Below are 22,460 nucleotides of genomic sequence, written 5' to 3'. Positions count from 1 at the left end.
AAATCCCCGGAGCAGGCACACTCAGGGGAAAAAAACTTCATGACATTATTGCTGTGTGCGTCTCCGCGCGGAGTATATCTTCTGAGAAAATTCCTGATGTTTCCAGATAATTCTGGTCTGAACAGTTAAGTTAAAGTTCCGGTTGCATGGGTATGTTTTTACTTAAGGGGGCCTGGAACTGTTGAAGTGCTCGGAGTTGCTATGCACACGATCAACAGCTTGAGGCTGGATACTACCCCTGTTTGAAGGGGAGTGTGATTAACCGCACGTTAACTACTGTTGCCTGAAATTAACATCTGAGATAATAACCTCACGAATAATAGATGAAAGATTGGTTAACTGTGAGTAGTAAGAAAACGTTAACGTTCGCGCAATTTTTGGTAATAAATAGTCAACTTGCCAACAACTCAGATACTTGGGCTGATTTGTGGGCATTGATTTTCCATACGAGCCTTAGTGCGGGTAGGCTGTTGGCGCTTCGGTACGATGACATAGATAATGATTCAATACTGATACGAGAGCGGGGGAGACTGAAAGCGCTGCGCGTTGAAATCCCACCTAGGGCGATGGCGATGATAACTCGGCGACGGGAAAGGTATCCAGAGGATGTTTTTGTGTTTCAGAGTCATTCGAACCGGGTAAAGTATGAATGTCGGCCAGTCACTTTAATTGCTTTCAACACTGCCTTAGGCCGGGCTGCAAAATCCTTACCGGGAGTCACCGTGAGCAGTAGTAGCGCAAGAAACGTATCTCATTAATCGCCCATAAGCACCTGCTGGCAAAGTAGTCAACTTGCAACCCCTTAATGGGTTATTTGTAAGCTATGAGAATGGTTATTGCCTCAGACCCTTAGGGGGTAAAATTGGGGCAAATTTTGGGGCAGAATAACGTTTGGGGCACGATTTGGGGCAATCAAATGTCCGCATTTGTCCACATTTGACCAGAAGTCAATAAAGTTAAGTTGTTGAAAAAAATGCAGAACGTTGAATTTGCTAAACTATTTTTTTGCATGCCATAATAAAGTTAATATTTAGGCAACCGCGATCAAAAAAATTGCGCTGTTTGCAGCACCGGACGAGGTTATTGCGTAAACTTTAAAAACTTTACCAACTCGCTGTTTCTTTAAGGTCATTTGTACGCTTTACTCACCGGCTGCTGCGGCGCGGAACGAGTGTGGCGGCATATTTTTGTTTGGAAAGGATACTTGGGTGGCTCTTATGACGCATGATGCTTTTTCCCTTCGCGGCCTCGCGGCAGGCTGCGCGCTTTTACTTCTCGTTGCGCCTGCGGTGCAGGCTGCGGAACAACTCCCCGATGCGCCATCCATTGACGCGCGAGCCTGGATCCTGATGGACTATGCCAGCGGCAAAGTGCTCAGCGAAGGCAATGCCGACGAAAAACTCGACCCGGCGAGCCTGACCAAAATCATGACCAGCTACGTTGTTGGCCAGGCGTTAAAGGCGGGTAAGATTAAGTCTACTGATATGGTGACCATCGGACGCGATGCGTGGGCCACCGGTAACCCGGCGCTGCGCGGCTCTTCGGTGATGTTCCTCAAGCCGGGGATGCAGGTGTCGGTAGAAGATCTTAACAAGGGCGTCATCATTCAGTCCGGCAACGACGCCAGCATCGCGATAGCCGACTACGTGGCGGGCAGCCAGGACGCGTTTGTCAGCCTGATGAACGGCTATGCGCAGAAAATGGGCCTGACCAACACCACCTTTATGACCGTGCACGGTCTGGACGCGCCGGGCCAGTTCAGTACCGCCCGCGATATGGCGCTGCTCACCAAAGCGATGATCCATGACGTGCCGGAAGAGTATGCGATCCATAAAGAAAAAGAGTTCACCTTCAACAAAATCCGCCAGCCGAACCGCAACCGCCTGCTGTGGAGCACGAACCTCAACGCTGACGGGGTGAAAACCGGGACCACCGCCGGGGCGGGCTACAATCTGGTTTCTTCCGCGACGCAAAACGATATGCGCCTGATTGCCGTCGTGCTCGGCACCAAAACTGACCGTATCCGTTTTAACGAATCAGAAAAACTGCTGACCTGGGGCTTCCGCTTCTATGAAACCGTGACGCCGATTAAACCCGATGCCACCTTCATTACCCAGCGCGTCTGGTTTGGCGATAGCAGTGAAGCGAAGCTGGGGGCGGGCGAGGCGGGTTCCATCACGCTGCCGAAAGGCCAGCTGAAAAACCTCAAGGCCAGCTACACCCTGAACGATACGCAGCTGACCGCGCCGCTGACCAAAGGGCAGGTTGTCGGCACCATCGACTTTAAACTGAATGATAAAACCATTGAGCAGCGGCCGCTGATTGTGATGGAAGCGGTAAACGAAGGCGGTTTCTTTAGCCGGATGATCGATTTCGTGCTGATGAAACTGCACGGCTGGTTCGGCGGTTGGTTCTCTTAAAATGCAGGCCGCGCCCTGCGGGGCGCGGTTAGTAAAGCAGTGAAATTTGTTTTTCCTTCGCCAGCGCGAGCAGATCGTCATCCGGACAGACGTCGCTGGCTATTACGTCAAACTGCGATAAATCCCCCATCCGCGCCGGCCGGACTTTGCCGAATTTACTGTGATCGACAACCAGCACGTGGTAGCGAGCGCTTTTCATCGCCCAGTGTTTGACCGGCAGCTCTTCCAGGTTAAAACAGGTCGCGCCCTGCTCGCAATCGACGCCCGCGGCGGAATAAAACGCGATGTCCGGGCACAGGTGGCTCAGCGTATCCTGCAGGCTTAGCGGTTTAAAAATGGCGTTGCTGGCGTGGAACTCGCCGCCGCACAAAATCGCGCGGCACTGGGGCTTTTCCTGTAAGGAAAGAAAGGTATTGAGCGAATAGCAGACGCCGGTAAAGGGCAGGGCGCTATCGATGGCGTCGATGATCCACGGCGTGGTGGTCCCGCAGTCAAAAAAGGCCATCTGGTGGGGCTCAAGCAGCTTTGCCGCATGGCGGGCTGCGCGGCGTTTTTCATCCACAAGGCGCGTTTTCTGATCGCTCAGCAGATAGTGCGTTGCGCTGCGCGGCTCCAGAACGATATAGCCGCCCAGCAACACGACCGGGCCGCTGTGGCCGTTGAGGTCGCGACGAATGGTCATCTCTGACACGCCAAGCAGGGTGGCCGCTTCTTTTAGATGGAGTTTATCACTGCGCTTGAGTGCCTGAATAAGCTGGCTGATGCGTTCGTCACGACGAGTTTCCATATTCCCTCTAAGCTGAAAGCGCCCTGCATTGACAGGGCGTCAGCGGCGATTTTACCTGCCGGAAGAGGCTTAGTCACGCGCAGGAATCGGGCGCTGCCGCAACTTTACCGGCTGGTCAGGAACGTCTATTCGCGCACCCAGCCTTTGCGAATCGGCAGCGAAAAGAACAGGCGGTACAGCCGCTGCAGATGCTGATAGAGGGTTTTTCCGCCGCTTTGCCACAGCAGTTGGGCGCTAAGGCAGGCAATCATCGCGGTGAGAAGCCCGCCCAGCATGTCCATCGGCCAGTGAACGCCGAGATAGACCCGGGACCAGGCAATCGCGCAGGCAACGGCGATAAGCAGCGTGCCCGACCACAGGCGGTGCCAGAACATAAAGGCCAGCGCAAAGGTAAAGCAGATAGTACCGTGATTGCTTGGGAAGGAGTTATTGGGTGAATGATGCAGAAAGTTATAGCCCACACCGGCGGCAAACGGACGTTCATGCGGAAAAAACACGCCGAATATCCATGAAAGCGTGAGGCTAATCGCGAGCGCCATCATCACCTTAAATACTAGCTGACGCTGGTTTGGCCCCCAAAGCCATAAGGCGAATACCAATAATGGCACAGTAATAATCAGGTCTTTGGCGATAAACGTCGCGATTTCAATTGCCCACCACGGCGACGCGGGGGTGGCATTGAGGAATGCAAACAGCGAGTAGTTAATATTTTCCAGCATACATCCAGGCTCTTGGGTCCGTTAGCAACAAGCCGCCCACCTTAAAAAACGGTGGCAATAAGGTAAAGCAGTATTGTCTTAATTATCAGTTTGTTATGAATGAAAGTGCGTATGTGGCTTCGTTAACAGACTGAGTAAAGGAGTATATAGCCTGTAATCTAATTGAAACATAAACGAAATATATACAGTGGGATTTTCATTCGGTGATGGCGACGCGGTCTCTGCGTGGCGATATTTCTCTTCATCGCTCACAATTCACTATCTCCCCGGCACGACTTTCATTAAACTTTGCGCGGTTTTATTTAAATAAGAGATTTCATGCACAATTCTTCGCTTTCAGGCAAACGCCTCGGACGTCAGGCGCTGCTCTTTCCGCTGTGCCTGGTGTTATACGAATTCGCCACCTATATCGGCAATGACATGATCCAGCCGGGAATGCTCTCGGTGGTGGAAGAGTTTGGCGTGGGCAATGAGTGGGTTCCGACCTCAATGACCGCCTATCTGGCTGGCGGTATGTTTTTGCAGTGGCTGCTGGGGCCGCTTTCGGATCGCATCGGCCGCCGTCCGGTCATGCTGACCGGGGTGGTGTGGTTTATCGTGACCTGCCTGGCGACGCTGCTGGCGCAGACGATTGAGCAGTTCACGCTGCTGCGCTTTTTGCAGGGCATCAGCCTGTGCTTTATCGGTGCGGTTGGCTATGCGGCGATACAGGAGTCTTTTGAAGAGGCGGTGTGCATCAAGATCACGGCGCTGATGGCCAACGTCGCGCTGATTGCGCCGCTGCTTGGGCCGCTGGTGGGCGCGGCCTGGGTTCATCTCCTGCCGTGGGAGATGATGTTTGTCCTGTTTGCCGTGCTGGCCGCTATCGCCTTTTTTGGGCTACAGAAGGCGATGCCGGAAACCGCCACCCGCATGGGCGAGAAGCTATCGGTTAAAGAGCTGGGGCGTGATTATCGTGAGGTGCTGAAAAACCTGCGTTTTGTCGCCGGCGCGCTGGCCACCGGTTTTGTCAGCCTGCCGCTGCTGGCGTGGATTGCCCAATCGCCGGTGATCATCATCAGCGGCGAGCAGGCGACCAGCTACGAGTATGGTCTGCTGCAGGTGCCGATATTTGGCGCGCTGATTGCCGGTAACCTGGTGCTGGCGCGCCAGACTTCCCGCAAGACGGTGCGTTCGCTGATTATTCTCGGCGGCTGGCCGATTATGATCGGCCTGCTGATCTCCGCCATCGCGACGGTGGCGTCAACCCACGCGTATCTGTGGATGACCGCCGGGCTGAGCGTTTACGCCTTCGGGATTGGGCTCGCTAACGCCGGGCTGGTACGCCTGACGCTGTTTGCCAGCGAGATGAGCAAGGGAACGGTGTCGGCGGCGATGGGGATGCTGCAAATGCTGATCTTTACCGTGGGTATCGAAGTGAGCAAGCACGCCTATGAGGCTGGCGGCAGCGGGCTCTTCAGCTTGCTCAACCTGCTGAGCGGGGTGCTCTGGCTGGCGATGACGGTCTACTTCCTGAAGGATAAACGCGTAGGCAGCTCCCTCGAACCGCAGTAATCTTCAGATGCCCTGCTGCGACGTTACGCGCCGCAGCAGGCGCGGCCTAGGCGAACGGCGCTTCGCGATTAAGCACTTTATCAATAATATGCAGCACGCCTTCTTCGTTATTGTGCGGCGCGCGGTAGCCGGCGACGGCCTTCACCGGCGCGGCGGCGTTGGCCATGGCGAAACCGAAGCCGGCATGCTGCAGCATTTCGATATCGTTGCCGCTATCGCCAAACGCCACCACTTCATGGTTCTCGATCCCCCAGCGTTCCTGCAGGATGCGCAGTCCGTTGGCTTTATGCACGCCGGGAATAATCAGGTCAATGCTGCCGTAGCCGGTAGCGACCGCGGTCACCATATCGCCAAGCGCAGCGTGCAGCTTCGGCTGTATCTGCGGGATCAGCTGGTCCGGGACGTTGAGGCCGAACTTCAGAATTTCATCATCAGCAATATGATTAAAGTCGTCGACCAGTTCGAGGCGATGATAATACTTCGCCGCGACCGCTTTCAGCTCATCATTATACTGGTTGAGGGTATAAGCGCTGCGCTTACCGCAGGCGATGATTTCAATGTTGGTCAGCGTCTGGAGATGGTCGATAACAGTATTGAAATGCTCCTGCGGCATCCGGCAGTTAAACACGTCCTCGCCGGCGCTGACCACCCAGCCGCCGTTTTCGGCGACAAAGGCGATCTCATGGGCAACCTCGGGGAAGAAGGAGATAAGCTGGTAATACTGGTTGCCGCTGGCGACGACGAAGCGGATGCCCTGCTCGCGCATCCGTTGATACTGGGCGAGGAAGCGCTGACGGTTATAGGTTTTGGCATCGCTCAGAAAGGTGCCGTCCATGTCTACCGCAATCAATTTGATGCTCATTAACTGTTCTCCATCACGGGTTCAGATTGGGGCTTCGCTACCGCGCGGGCGACGATGGCCGCGACCAGCACGAGTGCCAGCACCACCATCATGGCGCTGCGCAGGCCGAAGTGTTCGCCGAGAAAGCCCAGCAGCGGCGGCCCGACGAGGAAGGCGAGGTAGCCGGTAATCGCCACCACGCTGACGCGCTTCGGCGCATCGGGGCCGGTGTCGCTGGCGGCAGAAATGGTCAGCGGGAAGCCCAGCGACGCGCCGAGGCCCCATAATAGTACGGAGAGACCGGCGACCCACGGGTTATCGACGAAAATAATCAGGCCAATGCCCAGGGCGCCCATTACCGCGCTGGCGCGAACCACCGTCACCCGGCTGTAGCGGTCAATAAACCAGCCGCCGGTAAAGCGGCCAAGGGTCATGCCGAGGGTGAAGCCTGCGTAAATCAGCGAGCCGGAGGTTGGGCTGAAGCCGTGGCCGTCAACCATCAGCAGCGGCAGCCAGTCGTTGGCGGAGCCTTCAGCAAAGGCCATGGCCAGGACGATCGCGCCAATCAGCAGCAGCTGGGCATCGCGCCATATCGGCAGGCCTTTGCCTTCATGGCGCGCCGCTTCCGCCGCATTTTTGCCGGTGCCTTCAGGGATCGCGCGAATGGCGATAGCAATGGGGGCGACGGCCACCAGTGCCGCCAGCAGGATGTGCGGCGCGGCGGGCAGGCCGAAGCCGGTTACCGCCATACCAATCCCGGCGCCGACGAGCGTACCGAAGCTGTAGAAACCATGCATCATCGGCAGGACGGTTTTATTCATCTCACGTTCAACGGCGGCGCCTTCGACGTTAATGGCCACTTCCGCGGAGCCAAAGCTGGCGCCGAAGATGGCTAAGCCGATAGCAAACAGCACCGCCGAGGTAAACCATAGCGCGGCGCTGAGCACCAGCATGCCGACCACCGCGCAGGACATGGTGGCGCGAATTACTTTACGGGTGCCGAATCGATTGACCAGCCACGCTGAGCAGAGGATGCCGCTCATCGAACCTATTGAAAGTCCAAATAATACAATCCCCATTTCCGCCGTCGATAGCGCGAGCAGATCGCGAATCGCCGGCGTGCGGGTCGCCCATGAGGCCATGAGTAATCCGGGGATAAAAAAGAACATGAAGAGCGCCCACAGCCTTAGCTGGAGGGCTCTGCGGGAGGTTTGCGCTGTCATCCGTAAATGCCCGAGAGTGAAGAGATGCAGACAACAGTAGCAAGGTTGTGTACATTTGTACATCCAGGCAGGCTGCCGCGGAATGCTTTTTTATTGACCTCTATGATTCGATTCAGCCTGAGGCATATTTGACGCGTACGCCGTGGGATTCAGCATCTGTTTTAATGAAAGAGGAAAAGGGGATGGCCCGTCGACCAAACGACCCGCAGCGGCGGGAGCGGATTTTGCAGGCGACGCTGGACACGATCGCGATACACGGTATCCACGCGGTCACGCACCGGAAAATCGCCACCTGCGCGGGCGTGCCGCTGGGCTCGCTGACCTACTATTTCAGCGGCATTGAGGCGCTGGTCGAAGAGGCGTTCAGCCTGTTTACCGGCCAGATGTCGGCGCAGTATCAGCAGTTTTTTGCCGATGTGCATAGCCGCGAAGAGGCCTGTGACGCCATTGCGGAGCTGATTTTTAGCGCCCAGGTGACCACCGCGCGCAATATGGAGCTGATGTATCAGCTATATGCTTTTTGCAGCAGCCAGCCGAATTTAAAAGCGGTCATGCAGAACTGGATGCTGCGCAGCCAGCAGACTCTTGAGCAGTGGTTTGAACCGGCCACGGCCCGCGGGCTTGACGCCTTTATCGAGGGCATGACGCTGCACTTCGTGACCGACAGAGCGCCGCTATCGAGAGAAGCGATTCGACTGATGGTAGACCGGCTGGCGGGAGCGTGAGCGGGGCGCAGAAAACAAAAAACCCATCAACCTTGAACCTAAGTGGCGGGGTTGATGGGCTCCACAAAATGGGGACATCAAAGAAAAGCAGTGGCACTACTTATGACTGATGCCAGCAAAAAAAGTTCTGCGTATGCGCGTTTTTTTTCTTAAAAAATTCACTGTAGCCCCGGCCAGATGATGACAATCAGCGTACCTGCCAGGGTTAACAACACGTTAGCGATGGCGTAGGTCCCCGCGTATCCCAGCGCAGGAATATTGCTGCGCGCGGTATCGCTGATGATTTCCATCGCCGGCGCGCAGGTACGGGCCCCCATCATGGCGCCGAAGAGCATCGCCCGGTTCATGCGCAGCACGTACGCGCCGAACAGGAAGCAGATAACCACCGGCACCAGGCTGACGATGAGGCCCGCCGCCAGCATCTGACCGCCGACGGCGCCGAGGCCGTTATTTATGCCGGCGCCCGCGCTGAGCCCCACGCCAGCCATAAACACCATCAGGCCGAACTCCTTCACCATATTCAGCGCTCCCTGCGGAATGTAGCCAAACGTCGGATGGTTGGCGCGCAGGAAACCGAGCATAATGCCGGCAAACAGCAGACCGGCGGCGTTACCGATGCCGAAGCTGAACGAGCTGAACTGGAAGGTGATCATGCCGATCATCAGGCCAACGATAAAGAAGGCGCAGAAGGCGAGCAGGTCGGTCACCTGGCTGTGGATGGAGATAAAGCCGATACGATCCGCGACGGTTTTAACGCGACGCGCGTCGCCGCTGACCTGCAGCACATCGCCCTTGTTGAGCACCACGTTATCGTCGATAGGCATTTCGATCTGGCTGCGGATAACGCGGTTTAAGAAGCAACCGTGATCGGTCAGCTTCAGCTGCGCCAGGCGACGGCCGACGGCATTGTGGTTTTTGACCACGATCTCTTCGGTGACGATGCGCATATCGAGCAGATCGCGGTCGAAGACCTCTTTGCCGTTACGGAAGCTTGGGTCGAGGCGGGCATGGGCATCCGGGTAACCCACCAGGGCGATATCATCGCCCATCTGCAGCACCGCATCGCCGTCCGGGTTCGCGAGAATGCCGTTGCGGCGGATGCGCTCAATGTAGCAGCCGGTCTGGCGGTAAATGCCCAGCTCGCGCAGGTTTTTACCATCAGCCCACGCCACCAGCTCCGGACCGACGCGGTAGGCGCGGATCACCGGCAGATAGACCTTGCGCCGGGAGTCGGTATCGAGGCCGCGCTCGCGGGCGATCTGCTGGGCGCTGGTCTGCAAATCCTGATGCTGCAGCTTCGGCATATAGCGGGCGCCGACGATCAGGCTGACCAGGCCAATAAGGTAGGTCAGCGCATAGCCGAGGCTCAGATGATCGAGCGAGAGGGCGAGCTGGTCGCTGGGCATGCCGAAGTGCCGTAGCGTATCCCCGGCGCCCACCAGCACGGGCGTGGAGGTCATGGCGCCGGCGAGCATCCCGGCCGTCAGGCCGATATCCCAGCCGAAGAGCTTACCCAGCCCCATGGCGATCAGCATCGCGCTGCCGACCATCACCAGCGCGAGCATCAGGTAATTTTTGCCGTCGCGAAAAAAAATAGAAAAAAAGTTGGGCCCCGCTTCCACGCCGACGCAGAAAATAAACAGCATAAAGCCGAGATTGAGGGCATCAGTGTTAATACTGAAATGCTGTTGCCCTAATAATAGGGAAACCACTAAAACGCCAATGGAATTACCAAGTTGTACCGACCCGAGACGCAGTTTCCCGAGGCAGAGTCCTAATGCAAGCACAACGAACAATAACAGGATGTAATTCCCGTTTAACAAATCTGCGACGTTTATATTCACGAAAGCCAACTTCTCATTTACTAGTAAGTTGTTGAAGGAAATGGTTATTTGGTCTAAGGTTGGTCCAGTGTTCGCGTTGTCCCGAACGCTATTCTGGCATCCCGTTATAACCAGCAAAATATAGTCGACAGTTTAATCTTTCCTGGAGGCTGCGGCTAGTAACAATCGTGTTTACATTGACGGGATCTTTTATTGGCATGGATTGCCAGAATCTTTATCTGACTGGGCGAAGTGGAAGTTGGTTAGAGGCAAAATCAGGAGGATGTCGTGAAATCTGAGCGTGCTTGGGCCGGTATTATCTGTGGGTTCTTTCTATTTATCGTGGTTTGTTTATCACTACTGTTACATATGAAAGGCGCCTTTCGGGCTACCGGTCACCCTGAGCTCGGGCTGCTGTTCTTTTTGCTCCCCGGTGCGGCGGCAAGCTGCCTCTCTCCCGGGCAGCGGGTACTGCGTCCGCTTATCGGCGCGATGCTGGCTGCACCTGTCTGTCTGGTGGTTATGCGGCTTTTCTTTGTGACCGAGCGTTCTTTCTGGCAGGAACTGGCGTGGCTGTTTAGCGCGGTGTTCTGGTGCGCGCTGGGCGCGCTGTGCTTTTTGTTTATTTGCGCCTGGCTTGATACCAGACGCAGGCACTCGTCAGAGGAGTGAGGCGTCTCAGGCGAACAGGCCGAGATTCTCTTTCGCCCAGGCTTCAAAGTCAGTGCAGCCGCCAATGTGCTTCTGATCGACAAAAATCTGCGGTACGGTTTCAACCGGTTTACCCACGGTTTTTTCCAGGTCGGCTTTGCTGATGCCTTCTGCGTGAATATCAATATAGCGATAGTTAAAATCATCACGCTCGTTGCTCAGTTTTTCCGCCAGCTCTTTGGCGCGAACGCAATAGGGGCAGCCTGGACGACCAAAAATTACCGTAAACATAGTCCTTCTCCTTAAACCTCAGCCGGATGGCGAATGCCGCGTATCATGCCGCGTTATGTCGAGGAGGGAAAGAAGGTTCTGCCTTTTGCTTCGATGGCTTAAGGCTATGTTTGGTAAATATTCTGCTGATGAAACCGCTATACTCCCCTGATACGCGACCGGTTTTTGCCCGGGAGCGTGCATGATTTTGACCGAAGGAGCGTTATGCGATCGCCCGCTGCATTACCAAAAAGCATTCTGGTAGTCGAGATTATCGGCATGGTGCTGTTGACCCTGGCCTGGCTCTCGCTCAACCAGTACGTCAGCCTGCCCGCGCCGTTTTCCAGCCCAACGGCGGCGCTGCTGATGATCTTCGCGGGGATCCTGCTGATGCTTCCGGCCGCCGTGGCGTTAATGTGGCGAGTGGCGAAAGTGATTGCCCCGCAGTTGACGCAAACGAAAACCCCACCTTCTTCATTGCCTGACAGAGAAAAACGAGATGACGCCGACCATTGAGCTGCTGCGTAGCCACCGTTCTATTCGCCATTTTACCGACGCGCCGATAAGCGACGAACAGCGCGCCGCGATTATTGCCAGCGCGCAGGGCGCTTCCAGCTCCAGTTTTTTACAATGCTCCTCAATTATTCGCGTTACCGACCCTGAAATACGCCAACAGCTGGTCCCGCTGAGCGGCGGCCAGCAGCACGTAGCGCAGGCCGCTGAATTTTGGGTATTCTGCGCTGATTTCAATCGCAATCTGCAAATCTGCCCGGACGCTCAGCTGGGCCTCGCCGAACAGCTGCTGCTGGGCTGCGTCGATACCGCGATTCTGGCGCAGAATGCGCTGGTGGCGGCGGAATCCCTTGGCCTCGGCGGCGTCTATATTGGTGGCCTGCGCAACAATATCGATGCGGTAACCGAGCTGCTGAAGCTCCCGCAGCACGTACTGCCGCTGTTTGGCCTGTGCCTTGGCTGGCCGGACGATAACCCGGAGGTGAAACCGCGCATGCCGTCGGCGATGCTGGTGCATGAAAATCACTATCAGCCGGTGGACGACGCGGTGCTTGCGGAATATGACGAGCAGATAGCGCAGTATTATCTCTCTCGCGGCAGCAATACGCGTCGCGATACCTGGAGCGACCATATCCGTCGGACTATTGTTAAAGAGAGCCGTCCGTTTATTCTGCAATATCTGCATAAGCAGGGATGGGCTACGCGCTGATTGCGTGTAAACTGCCCTCGGTCTGACGCAAGGAAATTCCGCAGGTCAGCGCTAATTGACTACCAGAGGCCCGCCAGAGCGGGTCTTTTCGCAGAGGTGCAGGGTGAAAATTGCCATATTATCCCGGGATGGAACGCTTTATTCATGTCGACGCCTGCGCGAAGCCGCGCAAAAACGCGGACACCAGGTGGAAATCCTCGATCCGCTTTCCTGTTATATGAACGTCAGTCCGGTGGCCTCGTCGATTCACTATAAAGGTCGCCAGCTCCCGCATTTTGACGCCGTGATCCCGCGCATTGGCACGGCGATCACTTACTATGGTACCGCGGCGCTGCGTCAGTTTGAGCTGCTGGGCAGCTATCCGCTGAATGAATCGGTGGCGATCACCCGCGCCCGCGACAAGCTGCGCTCGCTCCAGCTGCTGGCCCGTCAGGGGATCGATCTGCCGCTCACCGGTATTGCCCATTCGCCAGACGATACCAGCGACCTGATTGCCATGGTTGGCGGCGCGCCGCTGGTGGTAAAGCTGGTGGAGGGTACCCAGGGCATCGGCGTCGTGCTGGCCGAAACGCGCCAGGCGGCAGAGAGCGTCATCGACGCTTTTCGCGGCCTGAATGCGCATATTCTGGTGCAGGAGTATATCGCCGAGGCGAAGGGGCGGGACGTGCGCTGCCTCGTGGTGGGTAATGAAGTGGTGGCGGCAATTGAACGGCGGGCGAAGGAGGGGGATTTTCGCTCTAACCTGCATCGCGGCGGCGTGGCGTCGGTGGCGTATATCAGCGAGCAGGAGCGTGAAATGGCCATTAAGGCCGCGCAAACGCTCGGGCTGGACGTGGCCGGCGTTGATATCCTGCGCGCCGCGCGCGGTCCTCTGGTGATGGAGGTCAATGCTTCTCCTGGGCTGGAAGGAATTGAAACCACCACCGGCGTCGATATTGCCGGCAAAATGATCGCCTGGATCGAACGACAAGCCACGCCCGGATTTTGTCTGAAAATGGGCGGATAATTCCCTTTCACGACACCGTCATGGAACAGGACGCTTTTTTTGCGTAAGCTATGGCGTCGCATTTTTCACAGTAAGAGGTCACAGGTCATATGGATTCACTGGTCGTTCCGGGTCTTGATACGTTACGTCAATGGCTCGACGAATTGGGCATCAGCTTTTTTGAGTGTGATTCCTGCCAGGCACTGCACCTGCCGCATATGCAAAATTTCGAAGGCATTTTTGATGCCAAACTTGACCTGGTGGATAACGTGGTGCTTTTCTCCGCGCTGGCAGAGGTGAAACCCTCCGCGCTGCTGCCGCTCTCCGCCGATCTTTCTGCGATTAACGCCAGTTCGTTGACGGTGAAAGCTTTCCTCGATATTCAGGATGATAATCTGCCAAAGCTGGTGGTGTGCCAGGCCTTGACCGTCGGCGTCGGCGTGACGATCGATCAGTTCGCGTGGTTTTTCCGCCAGAGCGAAGAACAGATATCGATGGTCATCCTCGAAGCCAGCGCCAATCAGGTGCTGTATAAGTCTGAGGAAGAAGAGCCGGTGGCTGAGAATATTCAGTACCATTTTCTTCACTAAGCCTGTCGAAAAATAGCGCAGCCACTGCCATAGCGGCTGCGTATTACATGCTTTTATTCTGCTATTAACCTTCCGGAAAAGAATTTTTCACCGCCATTCCGCCGCTTTCGGCTTATCACATAGACCCTTATTGCATAAAAAATTGATAAAAGCCGTTTTTTTACCTGGGCTATAGCCTCTTATTCTGGCTACAGTTATTCTGACGCTGCTTCCAGTTGCGGGCAACCATTCCGGGAGAGGTCCTCTCTCCTTTTCTTAGGCAATGAAAAAATATGCATGATTATTGCATGCGAACAAGTGCGTATATTCAGCCCGCTTGTTAACGGGCATTGAGAAGGAATAAGAGATATGACCGCCTTTGGTAAAAAATGGTTAACAGGTCTGGTTACGGGTGCGCTGATGGCCGTTTCTGCCGGTTCGCTCGCAGCCGAACAAAAAACCCTGCATGTTTATAACTGGTCTGATTATATTGCGCCGGATACGGTGGCGAATTTTGAAAAAGAGACCGGTATTAAAGTGGTGTATGACGTCTTTGACTCCAACGAAGTGCTGGAGGGTAAGCTCATGGCGGGCAGCACCGGTTTTGACCTGGTGGTGCCGTCGGCGAGCTTCCTTGAGCGCCAGCTGGCGGCCGGGGTATTCCAGCCGCTGGATAAAAGTAAGCTTCCCAACTGGAAAAATCTCGACCCGGAAGTATTGAAGCTGGTCGCGAAGCACGACCCCGACAATAAATACGCGATCCCGTACCTGTGGGCGACAACCGGCATAGGCTATAACATCGATAAAGTGAAAGCCGTGCTGGGCAAAGATGCGCCGCTGGACAGCTGGGATCTGGTGATGAAGCCGGAAAACCTGGAAAAGCTGAAAAGCTGCGGCGTCTCCTTCCTGGATGCCCCGGAAGAGATTTTCGCCACCGTGCTGAACTATCTCGGCAAAGATCCTAACAGTACTAAAGCCGATGACTACACCGGCCCGGCGACCGACCTGCTGCTGAAGCTGCGTCCGAATATTCGCTATTTCCACTCCTCTCAGTACATCAACGACCTGGCGAACGGTGATATCTGCGTCGCTATCGGCTGGGCGGGCGACGTATGGCAGGCGGCTAACCGGGCGAAAGAAGCGAAAAACGGGGTGAATGTTTCCTACTATATTCCGAAAGAGGGCGCGCTGGCGTTCTTCGACGTCTTCGCCATGCCGGCGGATGCGAAAAACAAAGATGAGGCTTATCAGTTCCTGAACTATCTGATGCGTCCGGAGGTTATCGCCCACATCAGCGATCATGTCTATTACGCTAACGGCAACAAAGCCTCTGTTCCGCTGGTCAGCGAAGCGATCCGCAATAACCCGGCCATTTACCCGCCGGCTGACGTCTTCGCCAAGCTGTTCACCCTGAAAGTCCAGGATCCGAAAATCGACCGCGTGCGTACTCGCGCGTGGACGAAGGTGAAAAGCGGTAAGTAATTCTCCGTGAGTTGTAGGCCGGATAAGCGTCGCGCTGCCGGCAACAGGCGCACCGCGATGGTGCGCCTGCACCATGATTTGATTTCTGCCGGAGAACACCCCGTGAATGATGTGATTCCTCGCCCGCAGGCGAAAACCCCCAAAGCGCTGACCCCGCTGCTGGAAATCCGTAATTTAACCAAGTCCTTCGATGGCCAGCACGCCGTCGATGACGTCAATCTCACCATTTATAAAGGCGAAATTTTTGCCCTGCTGGGCGCATCCGGCTGCGGCAAGTCAACCCTGCTGCGCATGCTGGCGGGATTTGAACAGCCTACCGCCGGACAGATTGTCCTGGATGGCGTCGATCTGGCGCGGGTGCCGCCGTATCAGCGGCCGATTAATATGATGTTCCAGTCCTACGCGCTGTTTCCCCATATGACGGTGGAGCAGAATATCGCCTTTGGCCTCAAGCAGGACAAATTGCCCAAGGCCGAAATCACCAGCCGGGTGCAGGAGATGCTGGCGCTGGTGCATATGCAGGAGTTCGCAAAGCGTAAACCGCATCAGCTCTCCGGCGGCCAGCGTCAGCGCGTGGCCCTGGCCCGCAGCCTGGCGAAAAGACCGAAACTGCTGCTGCTTGATGAGCCAATGGGGGCGCTGGATAAGAAGCTGCGCGACAGGATGCAGCTGGAAGTGGTCGATATCCTTGAGCGCGTCGGCGTTACCTGCGTGATGGTGACCCACGATCAGGAAGAGGCGATGACCATGGCGGGGCGTATCGCCATTATGAACCGCGGCAAGTTCGTGCAAATCGGCGAGCCGGAGGAAATCTACGAGCACCCGACCACCCGCTACAGCGCGGAGTTTATCGGCTCGGTCAACGTCTTTGAAGGGTTGGTGAAAGAGCGGCAGGAAGATGGCCTGGTGCTGGACTCTCCGGGCCTGACCCATCCGCTGAAGGTCGATCCCGATGCCTCTGTCGTCGATAACGTGCCGGTGTGGGTGGCCCTGCGCCCGGAAAAAATCATGCTCTGCGAAGACCCGCCCGCGGATGGCTATAACTTCGCGGTGGGCGAGGTTATCTATATTGCCTATCTCGGCGACCTGTCTATCTACCATGTGCGCCTGAAAAGCGGGCAGATGCTGAGCGCTCAGCTGCAAAACGAACACCGTTACCGTAAAGGGGCGCCCACCTGGGGTGATGAGGTGCGTTTGTGCTGGGATGCCGATAGCTGCGTCGTGTTGACGGTGTAAGGAGAGGGCGATGAGTACATTAGAACCCCCGTCAGGCGTAAAAAAACCTGGCGGTTTTGCGCTGTGGCTGGCGCGGCTGCAGATGGCCCACGGACGCAAGCTGGTCATTGCGCTGCCCTACGTGTGGCTGATCCTGCTGTTTCTGCTGCCGTTCCTGATCGTCTTTAAAATCAGCCTGGCGGAGATGGCGCGGGCGATCCCACCCTATACCGACCTGCTGGAGTGGGCCGACGGTCAGCTTACGTTAACGCTGAATCTCGGGAATTTCCTGCAGCTCACCGACGATCCGCTCTATTTTGAAGCGTATCTGCAATCGCTTCAGGTGGCGGCGATCTCGACGTTCTGCTGCCTGCTGTTGGGGTATCCGCTGGCGTGGGCGGTGGCGCACAGTAAGCCATCGACGCGAAATATTCTGCTGCTGCTGGTGATCCTGCCGTCATGGACCTCCTTCCTGATCCGCGTCTATGCCTGGATGGGGCTGCTGAAAAGCAACGGCGTGCTGAACAACTTCCTGCTGTGGCTGGGGGTCATCGACCAGCCGCTGGAGATCCTGCACACCAACCTGGCGGTCTATATCGGTATTGTTTACGCCTATCTGCCGTTTATGGTGCTGCCGATCTATACCGCCCTCACGCGTATCGATTACTCGCTGGTGGAGGCGTCGCTGGATCTGGGGGCCCGGCCGCTGAAGACCTTCTTCCAGGTGATCGTTCCCCTCACCAAAGGCGGGATTATTGCCGGGTCGATGCTGGTGTTTATTCCGGCAGTCGGGGAGTTCGTTATCCCGGAACTGCTGGGCGGGCCAGACAGCATTATGATTGGCCGCGTGCTGTGGCAGGAGTTTTTCAATAACCGCGACTGGCCGGTGGCGTCGGCGGTGGCGATCGTGATGCTGTTGCTGCTGATCGTACCGATCATGTGGTTCCACAAGCATCAGCAAAAACAGGTGGGGGAACACGGATGAATAATTTACCGGTAGTCCGTTCGCCGTGGCGAATTTTGATTCTGCTGCTCGGCTTTACCTTTCTGTATGCCCCGATGCTGATGCTGGTGATTTACTCGTTCAACAGCTCAAAGCTGGTGACGGTATGGGCGGGGTGGTCGACGCGCTGGTATCGCGAGCTGTTTCATGACGATGCGATGATGAGCGCGGTAGGCTTAAGTCTGACCATCGCCGCCTGCGCCGCGACGGCGGCGGTGATCCTCGGTACCATTGCCGCAGTGGTGATGGTGCGTTTTGGCCGCTTCCGCGGTTCAAACGGCTTTGCTTTTATGATCACCGCGCCGCTGGTGATGCCCGATGTGATTACCGGCCTGTCGCTGCTGCTGCTGTTTGTCGCGCTGGGGCATTCAATTGGCTGGCCGTCGGATCGCGGCATGCTGACCATCTGGCTGGCGCACGTCACCTTCTGTACCGCGTACGTCGCGGTGGTCATTTCATCGCGCCTGCGTGAGCTGGACCACTCTATTGAAGAGGCGGCGATGGATCTGGGCGCCGCGCCGCTGAAGGTCTTTTTCGTCATTACGCTGCCGATGATTATGCCGGCGGTGGTCTCCGGTTGGCTGCTGGCCTTTACGTTGTCGCTAGACGACCTGGTTATTGCCAGCTTTGTTTCCGGGCCGGGGGCGACGACGCTGCCGATGCTGGTCTTCTCCAGCGTGCGCATGGGGGTCAACCCGGAGATTAACGCCCTGGCGACGTTAATCCTCGGCGTGGTCGGGATTGTTGGTTTTATCGCCTGGTATTTGATGGCCCGCGCGGAAAAGCAGCGGGTGCGCGATATCCAGCGTGCAAGAAGCGGCTGAACCACCTAAAATCTGCAATAGAGTTAACATCGGCGCCGCATTTGTGGCGCCGTTTTCATGGAAGACTTTACGTTGGGATTGTTTACTAAAACGCGTTCGTCTCATGCTCGTCTTAACGTTCCTGCGCTGGTGCAGGTGGCGGCCTTCGCCATTATTTTAATCCGCGGCCTGGATTTGCTGATGATCCTCAACCAGCTTGGCGTTCAGGGAATCGCGGATTTTGTCCATCGCAGCGTGCAGACGTGGGCGCTCACCCTGGTGTTTCTCTCAAGTCTGGTACTGGTATTTATTGAAATCTGGTGCGCGTTTTCGCTGGTAAAAGGGCGCAACTGGGCGCGTTGGCTGTTCCTGTTGACGCAGATTATCGTGATTGGCTACCTGTGGGCCGCTTCATTGGGCTACGGTTATCCCGAGCTGTTTAGTATTGCCGGGGAATCGAAGCGCGAAATCTTTCGCTCCCTGGTGCTGCAAAAACTACCGGATCTGCTGGTGCTGGCGATGCTGTTTGTGCCGGCCCCGTGCCGACGCTTTTTCCGTTTACAGTAACGGTGATACAATCCCCGCCCCTGTTTTTTTGAAGGTCTTGTTATGCATTGCGCACTTTATGACGCGGGCCGCTGCCGCTCCTGCCAGTGGCTGGAACTGCCGGTATCCCAACAGCTCGCCGATAAAATGGCCGATCTGCGCGCGCTTCTCGCCGATGCGCCTGTCGCTGAATGGTGCGCACCGGTTTGCGGGCCGGAAAGCGGGTTTCGCAACAAAGCGAAAATGGTGGTCAGCGGTAGCGTGGAGCGCCCATTGCTCGGGATGCTGCACCGTGATGGCGCCCCGGAAGACCTGACCGACTGTCCGCTTTATCCGCAAAGCTTCGCGCCCGTCTTCGCTGCGCTCAAGCCGTTTATCGCCCGCGCCGGGCTCACGCCCTATAACGTTGCCCGCAGGCGCGGAGAGCTGAAGTACATTCTGCTGACCGAAAGCCGGCTCGACGGCGGTATGATGCTGCGCTTTGTCCTGCGTTCGGAGACCAAGCTTGCCCAGCTGCGCGCCGCGCTGCCGGAGCTTCAGGCGCTGCTGCCGCAGCTGCAGGTGATTACCGCCAATATTCAGCCGGTGCATATGGCCATCATGGAAGGAGAGCGGGAAATTTTCCTCACCGACCAGCAGGCGCTGGCGGAAAATTTCAACGGCGTGCCGCTGTGGATCCGCCCGCAAAGCTTCTTTCAGACCAACCCTGTGGTAGCCAGCCGTCTGTATGCCACCGCTCGTGACTGGGTGCGCCAGCTGCCGGTCAACCACATGTGGGACCTCTTCTGCGGGGTGGGCGGCTTTGGTCTGCACAGCGCAACGCCTGAGATGCGCCTGACCGGGATTGAAATTGCCCCGGAGGCGATCGCCTGCGCTAAGCAGTCGGCGGCGCAGCTCGGGCTGAATAATCTGCATTTTCAGGCGCTCGATTCCACGCAGTTTGCGACCGGCGAAGGCGATATTCCCGATCTGGTGCTGGTGAATCCGCCGCGTCGCGGTATCGGCGACGGCCTGTGCGACTATTTAAACCGTATGGCGCCAGGCTTTATTATCTACTCCAGCTGCAACGCCCGGACGATGGCGAAAGATATCGCTCGTCTGGCCGGTTATCGCATTGAGCGCGTCCAGCTGTTCGATATGTTCCCCCATACCGCCCACTATGAGGTGCTGACCCTGCTGGTTCGCGAAGTATAAACAAAATGTGAACTCTTCAGGCGGTGAAGATCGGGTAAGCTTGGCTAATCAGAACGTAAGAATAGCGGAGTGCTGCCGGTGGCAAAAAAAATCCTGTTGGTTGAAGATGATGAAGATATCGCCGCGTTGCTGCGCCTGAATCTGCTGGATGAGGGTTATCAGATTGTCCACGTGGCGGACGGAGCCCAGGCCCTGCGCCTGCTGGAAAAAGAGCTTTGGGATGCGGTGATCCTCGACCTGATGCTGCCGGGCGTAGACGGTCTGGAAATTTGTCGGCGCATTCGTCAGCAAACCCGCTATCTGCCGGTGATTATTATCAGCGCTCGCGCCAGCGAAACCCAGCGGGTACAGGGGCTGGAGATGGGAGCGGATGATTATCTGGCCAAACCGTTTTCGATTCTCGAACTGACCGCCCGGGTCAAAGCGGTGTTCCGTCGTCAGGAGGCGATGGGGCAGAATCTGCTGATGGATGCCGGCCGTATCGCCAGCCATGGTTTAAGCATTGACCCCTTGTCGCGCGACGTTAAGCTGCGCGGCGAGACGGTGGATCTGACGCCGCGCGAGTTCGACCTGCTCTACTACTTTGCCCGCCATCCGGGGGAGGTCTTTTCCCGCCTTGAGCTGCTTGATCGGGTGTGGGGCTATCAGCACGACGGCTATGAGCATACGGTCAATACCCATATCAACCGCCTGCGCACCAAAATTGAGCGCGACCCGGCGGAGCCGGACATCATTCTGACCGTCTGGGGAAAAGGCTATAAATTTGCCGTGGAGCGCAAAGAGGCGCAGCCATGATCCGCCGTCTCAGCCTCAGCCAGCGCCTGGCGCTGGTGTTTACCTCACTGCTGCTGCTCTGTGCCGTAGCCGTTTGTCTGATCCAGCTGTACAGCAGCGCGCAGTACGGCAATGTCATGGTCCAGCGTCTCTCCGCCGGGCTGGCGCAGCAGATCGCCGCCCGCGAGCCGCTGTTGGACGCTCAGGGGCAGGTTGATCGCCGGATGCTGAAGCCGCTTTTTGATCGGCTGATGACCTTCAATCCTAGCGTGGAGCTGTATCTGCTTTCGCCCGACGGCGAGCTGCTGGCCGACGCCGCGCCGCCGGGGCATATTAAGCGCCAGCGCATCGATCTGGCGCCGGTGCAAACGTTTCTTTCCGGCGGCGCCTGGCCGGTGTACGGCGACGATCCGCGCAGCCTTGATAAGCAAAAGGTGTTTAGCGTGGCGCCGCTGCGCCAGGACGGCCAGCTGCGCGGCTATCTCTACATTATCCTGCAGGGTGAAACCTTTAATGAACTGGCGGCGAGCGCCTGGCAGAAAACCTTGTGGAGCCTGCTGCTGTGGACTCTGCTGCTGGTGGCCGGTCTCGGCGGGCTGGCTGGCTGGCTTGCCTGGTTCTGGGTAACGCGCCCGGTGCGTCAGCTCACCGCGCTGGTGGCAACCGACAGCCAGGACAGTATTCATGCGATCAAGGCGCTGGCGGCGCAAACTCCGGAGGCGAACCCGGGGAATGAAGTGGCCGTGCTGCATAATCGCTTTATTGAACTGGCCCGCCAGATTGCCGGGCAGTGGGACCGTCTGGCCGACAGCGATCGCCAGCGGCGAGAATTTGTCGCCAATATCTCCCACGATTTACGCACGCCGCTCACCTCTTTGCTGGGATATCTGGAAACGTTAAGCCTGAAGGCCGATCGCCTGACGATGGAAGAGAACAAGCAGTATTTGAATATCGCGCTGCGCCAGGGCAATAAAGTGCGCCATCTTTCTCAGCAGTTGTTTGAGCTGGCTCGCCTGGAGCACGGCGGGATTAAGCCGCAGCCGGAAACCTTCGTGCTGGCTGAGCTGGTGCAGGATGTCGCGCAAAAATTCGACCTGGCAATCGCGACGCGCAATATCGGTTTACAGCTGGATCTGGCCACCGGGCTACCGCCGATAACGGCGGATCTCTCGATGATTGAACGGGTGCTGACTAATCTGCTCGATAACGCCATTCGCCATACGCCGGAAGGTGGGCTTATCCGCCTGACGGCGCGTCGCTCAGGGCCGGAATTTATCGTCGAGGTGGCCGATAGCGGACCGGGCGTTGCCGGTGAGCTGCGGGCAACCTTGTTCGAACGGCCTTCGGTGCTTGAACCTGGCGCGCAAAGCGCATCACGAGGGGGACTGGGTTTGATGATTGTGCGACGGATGCTGCAGCTGCACGGCGGCGATATTCGCCTGCTTGAAGCGCCGGCAGGGGCCTGTTTCCAGTTTACCCTGCCGGTTTAAGGTGGCGGATTGGCCGATCGCGATACCGGTCTATCGCTGTCTGCGGGCCGGTAGCCCGGGTAAGGCGTTTACGCCGCAGCCCGGGAAATGCGTCGGGATTGAGACTTTGGTGCGGCTTCGTCCCGGGCCGCGCTGCGCTTGCCCGGGCTACGGGGCCACGGCTG

22 protein-coding genes are annotated in these 22,460 nt (G+C 56.9%); 16 read left to right on the top strand and 6 right to left on the bottom strand.

Annotation, left to right across the window (positions count from 1 at the left end):
• The first annotated feature begins 1,217 nt into the window (after nt 1-1,217).
• Nucleotides 1,218-2,420, top strand: a complete 1,203-nt coding sequence (gene dacC / locus ABLU96_RS18995; protein ID WP_032721350.1) for a serine-type D-Ala-D-Ala carboxypeptidase — start codon at nt 1,218-1,220, stop codon at nt 2,418-2,420.
• 28 nt (nt 2,421-2,448) lie between these two features.
• Here dacC and deoR read toward each other — a convergent pair whose 3' ends face one another.
• Both deoR and ybjG read right to left on the bottom strand, forming a co-directional pair.
• Nucleotides 2,449-3,207: a DNA-binding transcriptional repressor DeoR gene (gene deoR / locus ABLU96_RS18990; RefSeq protein WP_004849345.1), complete on the bottom strand. Its 759-nt coding sequence runs from the start codon at nt 3,205-3,207 to the stop codon at nt 2,449-2,451.
• Between the two features lie 125 nt (nt 3,208-3,332).
• Nucleotides 3,333-3,926 (bottom strand): undecaprenyl-diphosphate phosphatase, encoded by a 594-nt coding sequence (gene ybjG, locus ABLU96_RS18985; RefSeq protein ID WP_064404659.1) that lies wholly within the window; start codon nt 3,924-3,926, stop codon nt 3,333-3,335.
• A gap of 318 nt (nt 3,927-4,244) precedes the next feature.
• Here ybjG and ABLU96_RS18980 point away from each other — a divergent pair, with 318 nt between their 5' ends.
• Nucleotides 4,245-5,480, top strand: a complete 1,236-nt coding sequence (locus tag ABLU96_RS18980) for an MFS transporter (RefSeq protein ID WP_042944794.1) — start codon at nt 4,245-4,247, stop codon at nt 5,478-5,480.
• A gap of 46 nt (nt 5,481-5,526) precedes the next feature.
• Here ABLU96_RS18980 and ABLU96_RS18975 read toward each other — a convergent pair whose 3' ends face one another.
• Both ABLU96_RS18975 and ABLU96_RS18970 read right to left on the bottom strand, forming a co-directional pair.
• Nucleotides 5,527-6,342, bottom strand: a complete 816-nt coding sequence (locus ABLU96_RS18975) for a Cof-type HAD-IIB family hydrolase (protein ID WP_047724207.1) — start codon at nt 6,340-6,342, stop codon at nt 5,527-5,529.
• Nucleotides 6,342-7,544 (bottom strand): MFS transporter, encoded by a 1,203-nt coding sequence (locus ABLU96_RS18970; RefSeq protein WP_014228591.1) that lies wholly within the window; start codon nt 7,542-7,544, stop codon nt 6,342-6,344. Before ABLU96_RS18970 ends, ABLU96_RS18975 begins: the two co-directional genes overlap by 1 nt.
• A 182-nt stretch (nt 7,545-7,726) precedes the next feature.
• On the opposite strand from ABLU96_RS18970, the gene ABLU96_RS18965 reads away from it, so the two are divergent.
• Complete coding sequence (locus ABLU96_RS18965; protein WP_009653296.1) at nt 7,727-8,269, top strand: TetR family transcriptional regulator; 543 nt, start codon at nt 7,727-7,729, stop codon at nt 8,267-8,269.
• Between the two features lie 158 nt (nt 8,270-8,427).
• On the opposite strand, the gene ABLU96_RS18960 is transcribed toward ABLU96_RS18965, so the two are convergent.
• Nucleotides 8,428-10,113 (bottom strand): aspartate:alanine antiporter, encoded by a 1,686-nt coding sequence (locus ABLU96_RS18960; RefSeq protein WP_004849356.1) that lies wholly within the window; start codon nt 10,111-10,113, stop codon nt 8,428-8,430.
• Nucleotides 10,114-10,380: 267 nt separating this feature from the next.
• Between ABLU96_RS18960 and ybjM the strand changes: the two genes are divergently transcribed.
• Entirely contained in the window at nt 10,381-10,764 is a 384-nt protein-coding gene (gene ybjM / locus ABLU96_RS18955; RefSeq protein ID WP_004849358.1) for an inner membrane protein YbjM, read from the top strand.
• 6 nt (nt 10,765-10,770) lie between these two features.
• Here ybjM and ABLU96_RS18950 read toward each other — a convergent pair whose 3' ends face one another.
• Nucleotides 10,771-11,034 (bottom strand): GrxA family glutaredoxin, encoded by a 264-nt coding sequence (locus ABLU96_RS18950; RefSeq protein ID WP_004100567.1) that lies wholly within the window; start codon nt 11,032-11,034, stop codon nt 10,771-10,773.
• A gap of 204 nt (nt 11,035-11,238) precedes the next feature.
• Here ABLU96_RS18950 and ABLU96_RS18945 point away from each other — a divergent pair, with 204 nt between their 5' ends.
• The 12 genes from ABLU96_RS18945 to ABLU96_RS18890 all read left to right on the top strand — a co-directional run bounded on the left by ABLU96_RS18945 (nt 11,239) and on the right by ABLU96_RS18890 (nt 22,296).
• The gene (locus tag ABLU96_RS18945; RefSeq protein WP_009653259.1) at nt 11,239-11,529 is read left to right on the top strand and encodes a YbjC family protein; all 291 of its coding nucleotides are present in this window, start codon (nt 11,239-11,241) and stop codon (nt 11,527-11,529) included.
• On the top strand, nt 11,513-12,235 hold the full coding sequence (nfsA, locus tag ABLU96_RS18940; protein WP_025108025.1) for a nitroreductase NfsA: 723 nt from the start codon (nt 11,513-11,515) through the stop codon (nt 12,233-12,235). Before ABLU96_RS18945 ends, nfsA begins: the two co-directional genes overlap by 17 nt.
• Before the next feature lie 103 nt (nt 12,236-12,338).
• Nucleotides 12,339-13,241 carry a 30S ribosomal protein S6--L-glutamate ligase gene (gene rimK, locus ABLU96_RS18935; RefSeq protein ID WP_009653278.1) on the top strand — a complete coding sequence of 301 codons (903 nt, stop codon included), beginning with the start codon at nt 12,339-12,341 and terminating at the stop codon, nt 13,239-13,241.
• 89 nt (nt 13,242-13,330) lie between these two features.
• Nucleotides 13,331-13,810, top strand: a complete 480-nt coding sequence (locus ABLU96_RS18930; protein ID WP_004849367.1) for a YbjN domain-containing protein — start codon at nt 13,331-13,333, stop codon at nt 13,808-13,810.
• 348 nt (nt 13,811-14,158) lie between these two features.
• Nucleotides 14,159-15,271, top strand: a complete 1,113-nt coding sequence (gene potF / locus ABLU96_RS18925; protein ID WP_014228600.1) for a spermidine/putrescine ABC transporter substrate-binding protein PotF — start codon at nt 14,159-14,161, stop codon at nt 15,269-15,271.
• 102 nt (nt 15,272-15,373) lie between these two features.
• On the top strand, nt 15,374-16,507 hold the full coding sequence (gene potG, locus ABLU96_RS18920; RefSeq protein ID WP_004134592.1) for a putrescine ABC transporter ATP-binding subunit PotG: 1,134 nt from the start codon (nt 15,374-15,376) through the stop codon (nt 16,505-16,507).
• A 10-nt stretch (nt 16,508-16,517) separates the two neighbouring features.
• On the top strand, nt 16,518-17,471 hold the full coding sequence (gene potH, locus ABLU96_RS18915) for a putrescine ABC transporter permease PotH (RefSeq protein ID WP_014228601.1): 954 nt from the start codon (nt 16,518-16,520) through the stop codon (nt 17,469-17,471).
• Entirely contained in the window at nt 17,468-18,313 is an 846-nt protein-coding gene (gene potI / locus ABLU96_RS18910) for a putrescine ABC transporter permease PotI (RefSeq protein WP_004130847.1), read from the top strand. Before potH ends, potI begins: the two co-directional genes overlap by 4 nt.
• Before the next feature lie 57 nt (nt 18,314-18,370).
• Nucleotides 18,371-18,859, top strand: a complete 489-nt coding sequence (locus ABLU96_RS18905; RefSeq protein WP_004100588.1) for a YbjO family protein — start codon at nt 18,371-18,373, stop codon at nt 18,857-18,859.
• 42 nt (nt 18,860-18,901) lie between these two features.
• Entirely contained in the window at nt 18,902-20,032 is a 1,131-nt protein-coding gene (rlmC, locus tag ABLU96_RS18900) for a 23S rRNA (uracil(747)-C(5))-methyltransferase RlmC (protein WP_049082080.1), read from the top strand.
• Between the two features lie 78 nt (nt 20,033-20,110).
• Nucleotides 20,111-20,827 (top strand): response regulator transcription factor, encoded by a 717-nt coding sequence (locus tag ABLU96_RS18895; protein ID WP_004849381.1) that lies wholly within the window; start codon nt 20,111-20,113, stop codon nt 20,825-20,827.
• Nucleotides 20,824-22,296, top strand: a complete 1,473-nt coding sequence (locus tag ABLU96_RS18890) for an ATP-binding protein (protein ID WP_025108021.1) — start codon at nt 20,824-20,826, stop codon at nt 22,294-22,296. The genes ABLU96_RS18895 and ABLU96_RS18890 overlap by 4 nt, the downstream gene beginning before the upstream one ends.
• The last annotated feature ends 164 nt before the right edge of the window (nt 22,297-22,460 follow it).

This window comes from Klebsiella sp. CN_Kp106 (assembly GCF_040064575.1).
GTDB classification, from domain to species: Bacteria; Pseudomonadota; Gammaproteobacteria; order Enterobacterales; family Enterobacteriaceae; genus Klebsiella; species Klebsiella michiganensis.
This window is presented reverse-complemented; position numbering and strand designations above follow the sequence as displayed.

Excerpts from the sequence above, each read along its gene's own strand:
- ABLU96_RS18980 (WP_042944794.1), top strand. The coding sequence starts at position 4,245 with ATGCACAATTCTTCGCTTTCAGGCAAACGCCTCGGACGTCAGGCGCTG.
- ybjG (WP_064404659.1), bottom strand. The coding sequence starts at position 3,926 with ATGCTGGAAAATATTAACTACTCGCTGTTTGCATTCCTCAATGCCACC.
- deoR (WP_004849345.1), bottom strand. The coding sequence starts at position 3,207 with ATGGAAACTCGTCGTGACGAACGCATCAGCCAGCTTATTCAGGCACTC.
- potI (WP_004130847.1), top strand. The coding sequence starts at position 17,468 with ATGAATAATTTACCGGTAGTCCGTTCGCCGTGGCGAATTTTGATTCTG.
- ABLU96_RS18905 (WP_004100588.1), top strand. The coding sequence starts at position 18,371 with ATGGAAGACTTTACGTTGGGATTGTTTACTAAAACGCGTTCGTCTCAT.
- rlmC (WP_049082080.1), top strand. The coding sequence starts at position 18,902 with ATGCATTGCGCACTTTATGACGCGGGCCGCTGCCGCTCCTGCCAGTGG.
- ABLU96_RS18890 (WP_025108021.1), top strand. The coding sequence starts at position 20,824 with ATGATCCGCCGTCTCAGCCTCAGCCAGCGCCTGGCGCTGGTGTTTACC.
- ABLU96_RS18930 (WP_004849367.1), top strand. The coding sequence starts at position 13,331 with ATGGATTCACTGGTCGTTCCGGGTCTTGATACGTTACGTCAATGGCTC.
- potH (WP_014228601.1), top strand. The coding sequence starts at position 16,518 with ATGAGTACATTAGAACCCCCGTCAGGCGTAAAAAAACCTGGCGGTTTT.
- ABLU96_RS18945 (WP_009653259.1), top strand. The coding sequence starts at position 11,239 with ATGCGATCGCCCGCTGCATTACCAAAAAGCATTCTGGTAGTCGAGATT.
- ABLU96_RS18965 (WP_009653296.1), top strand. The coding sequence starts at position 7,727 with ATGGCCCGTCGACCAAACGACCCGCAGCGGCGGGAGCGGATTTTGCAG.
- ABLU96_RS18950 (WP_004100567.1), bottom strand. The coding sequence starts at position 11,034 with ATGTTTACGGTAATTTTTGGTCGTCCAGGCTGCCCCTATTGCGTTCGC.
- ABLU96_RS18970 (WP_014228591.1), bottom strand. The coding sequence starts at position 7,544 with ATGACAGCGCAAACCTCCCGCAGAGCCCTCCAGCTAAGGCTGTGGGCG.
- nfsA (WP_025108025.1), top strand. The coding sequence starts at position 11,513 with ATGACGCCGACCATTGAGCTGCTGCGTAGCCACCGTTCTATTCGCCAT.
- ABLU96_RS18975 (WP_047724207.1), bottom strand. The coding sequence starts at position 6,342 with ATGAGCATCAAATTGATTGCGGTAGACATGGACGGCACCTTTCTGAGC.
- potF (WP_014228600.1), top strand. The coding sequence starts at position 14,159 with ATGACCGCCTTTGGTAAAAAATGGTTAACAGGTCTGGTTACGGGTGCG.
- dacC (WP_032721350.1), top strand. The coding sequence starts at position 1,218 with ATGACGCATGATGCTTTTTCCCTTCGCGGCCTCGCGGCAGGCTGCGCG.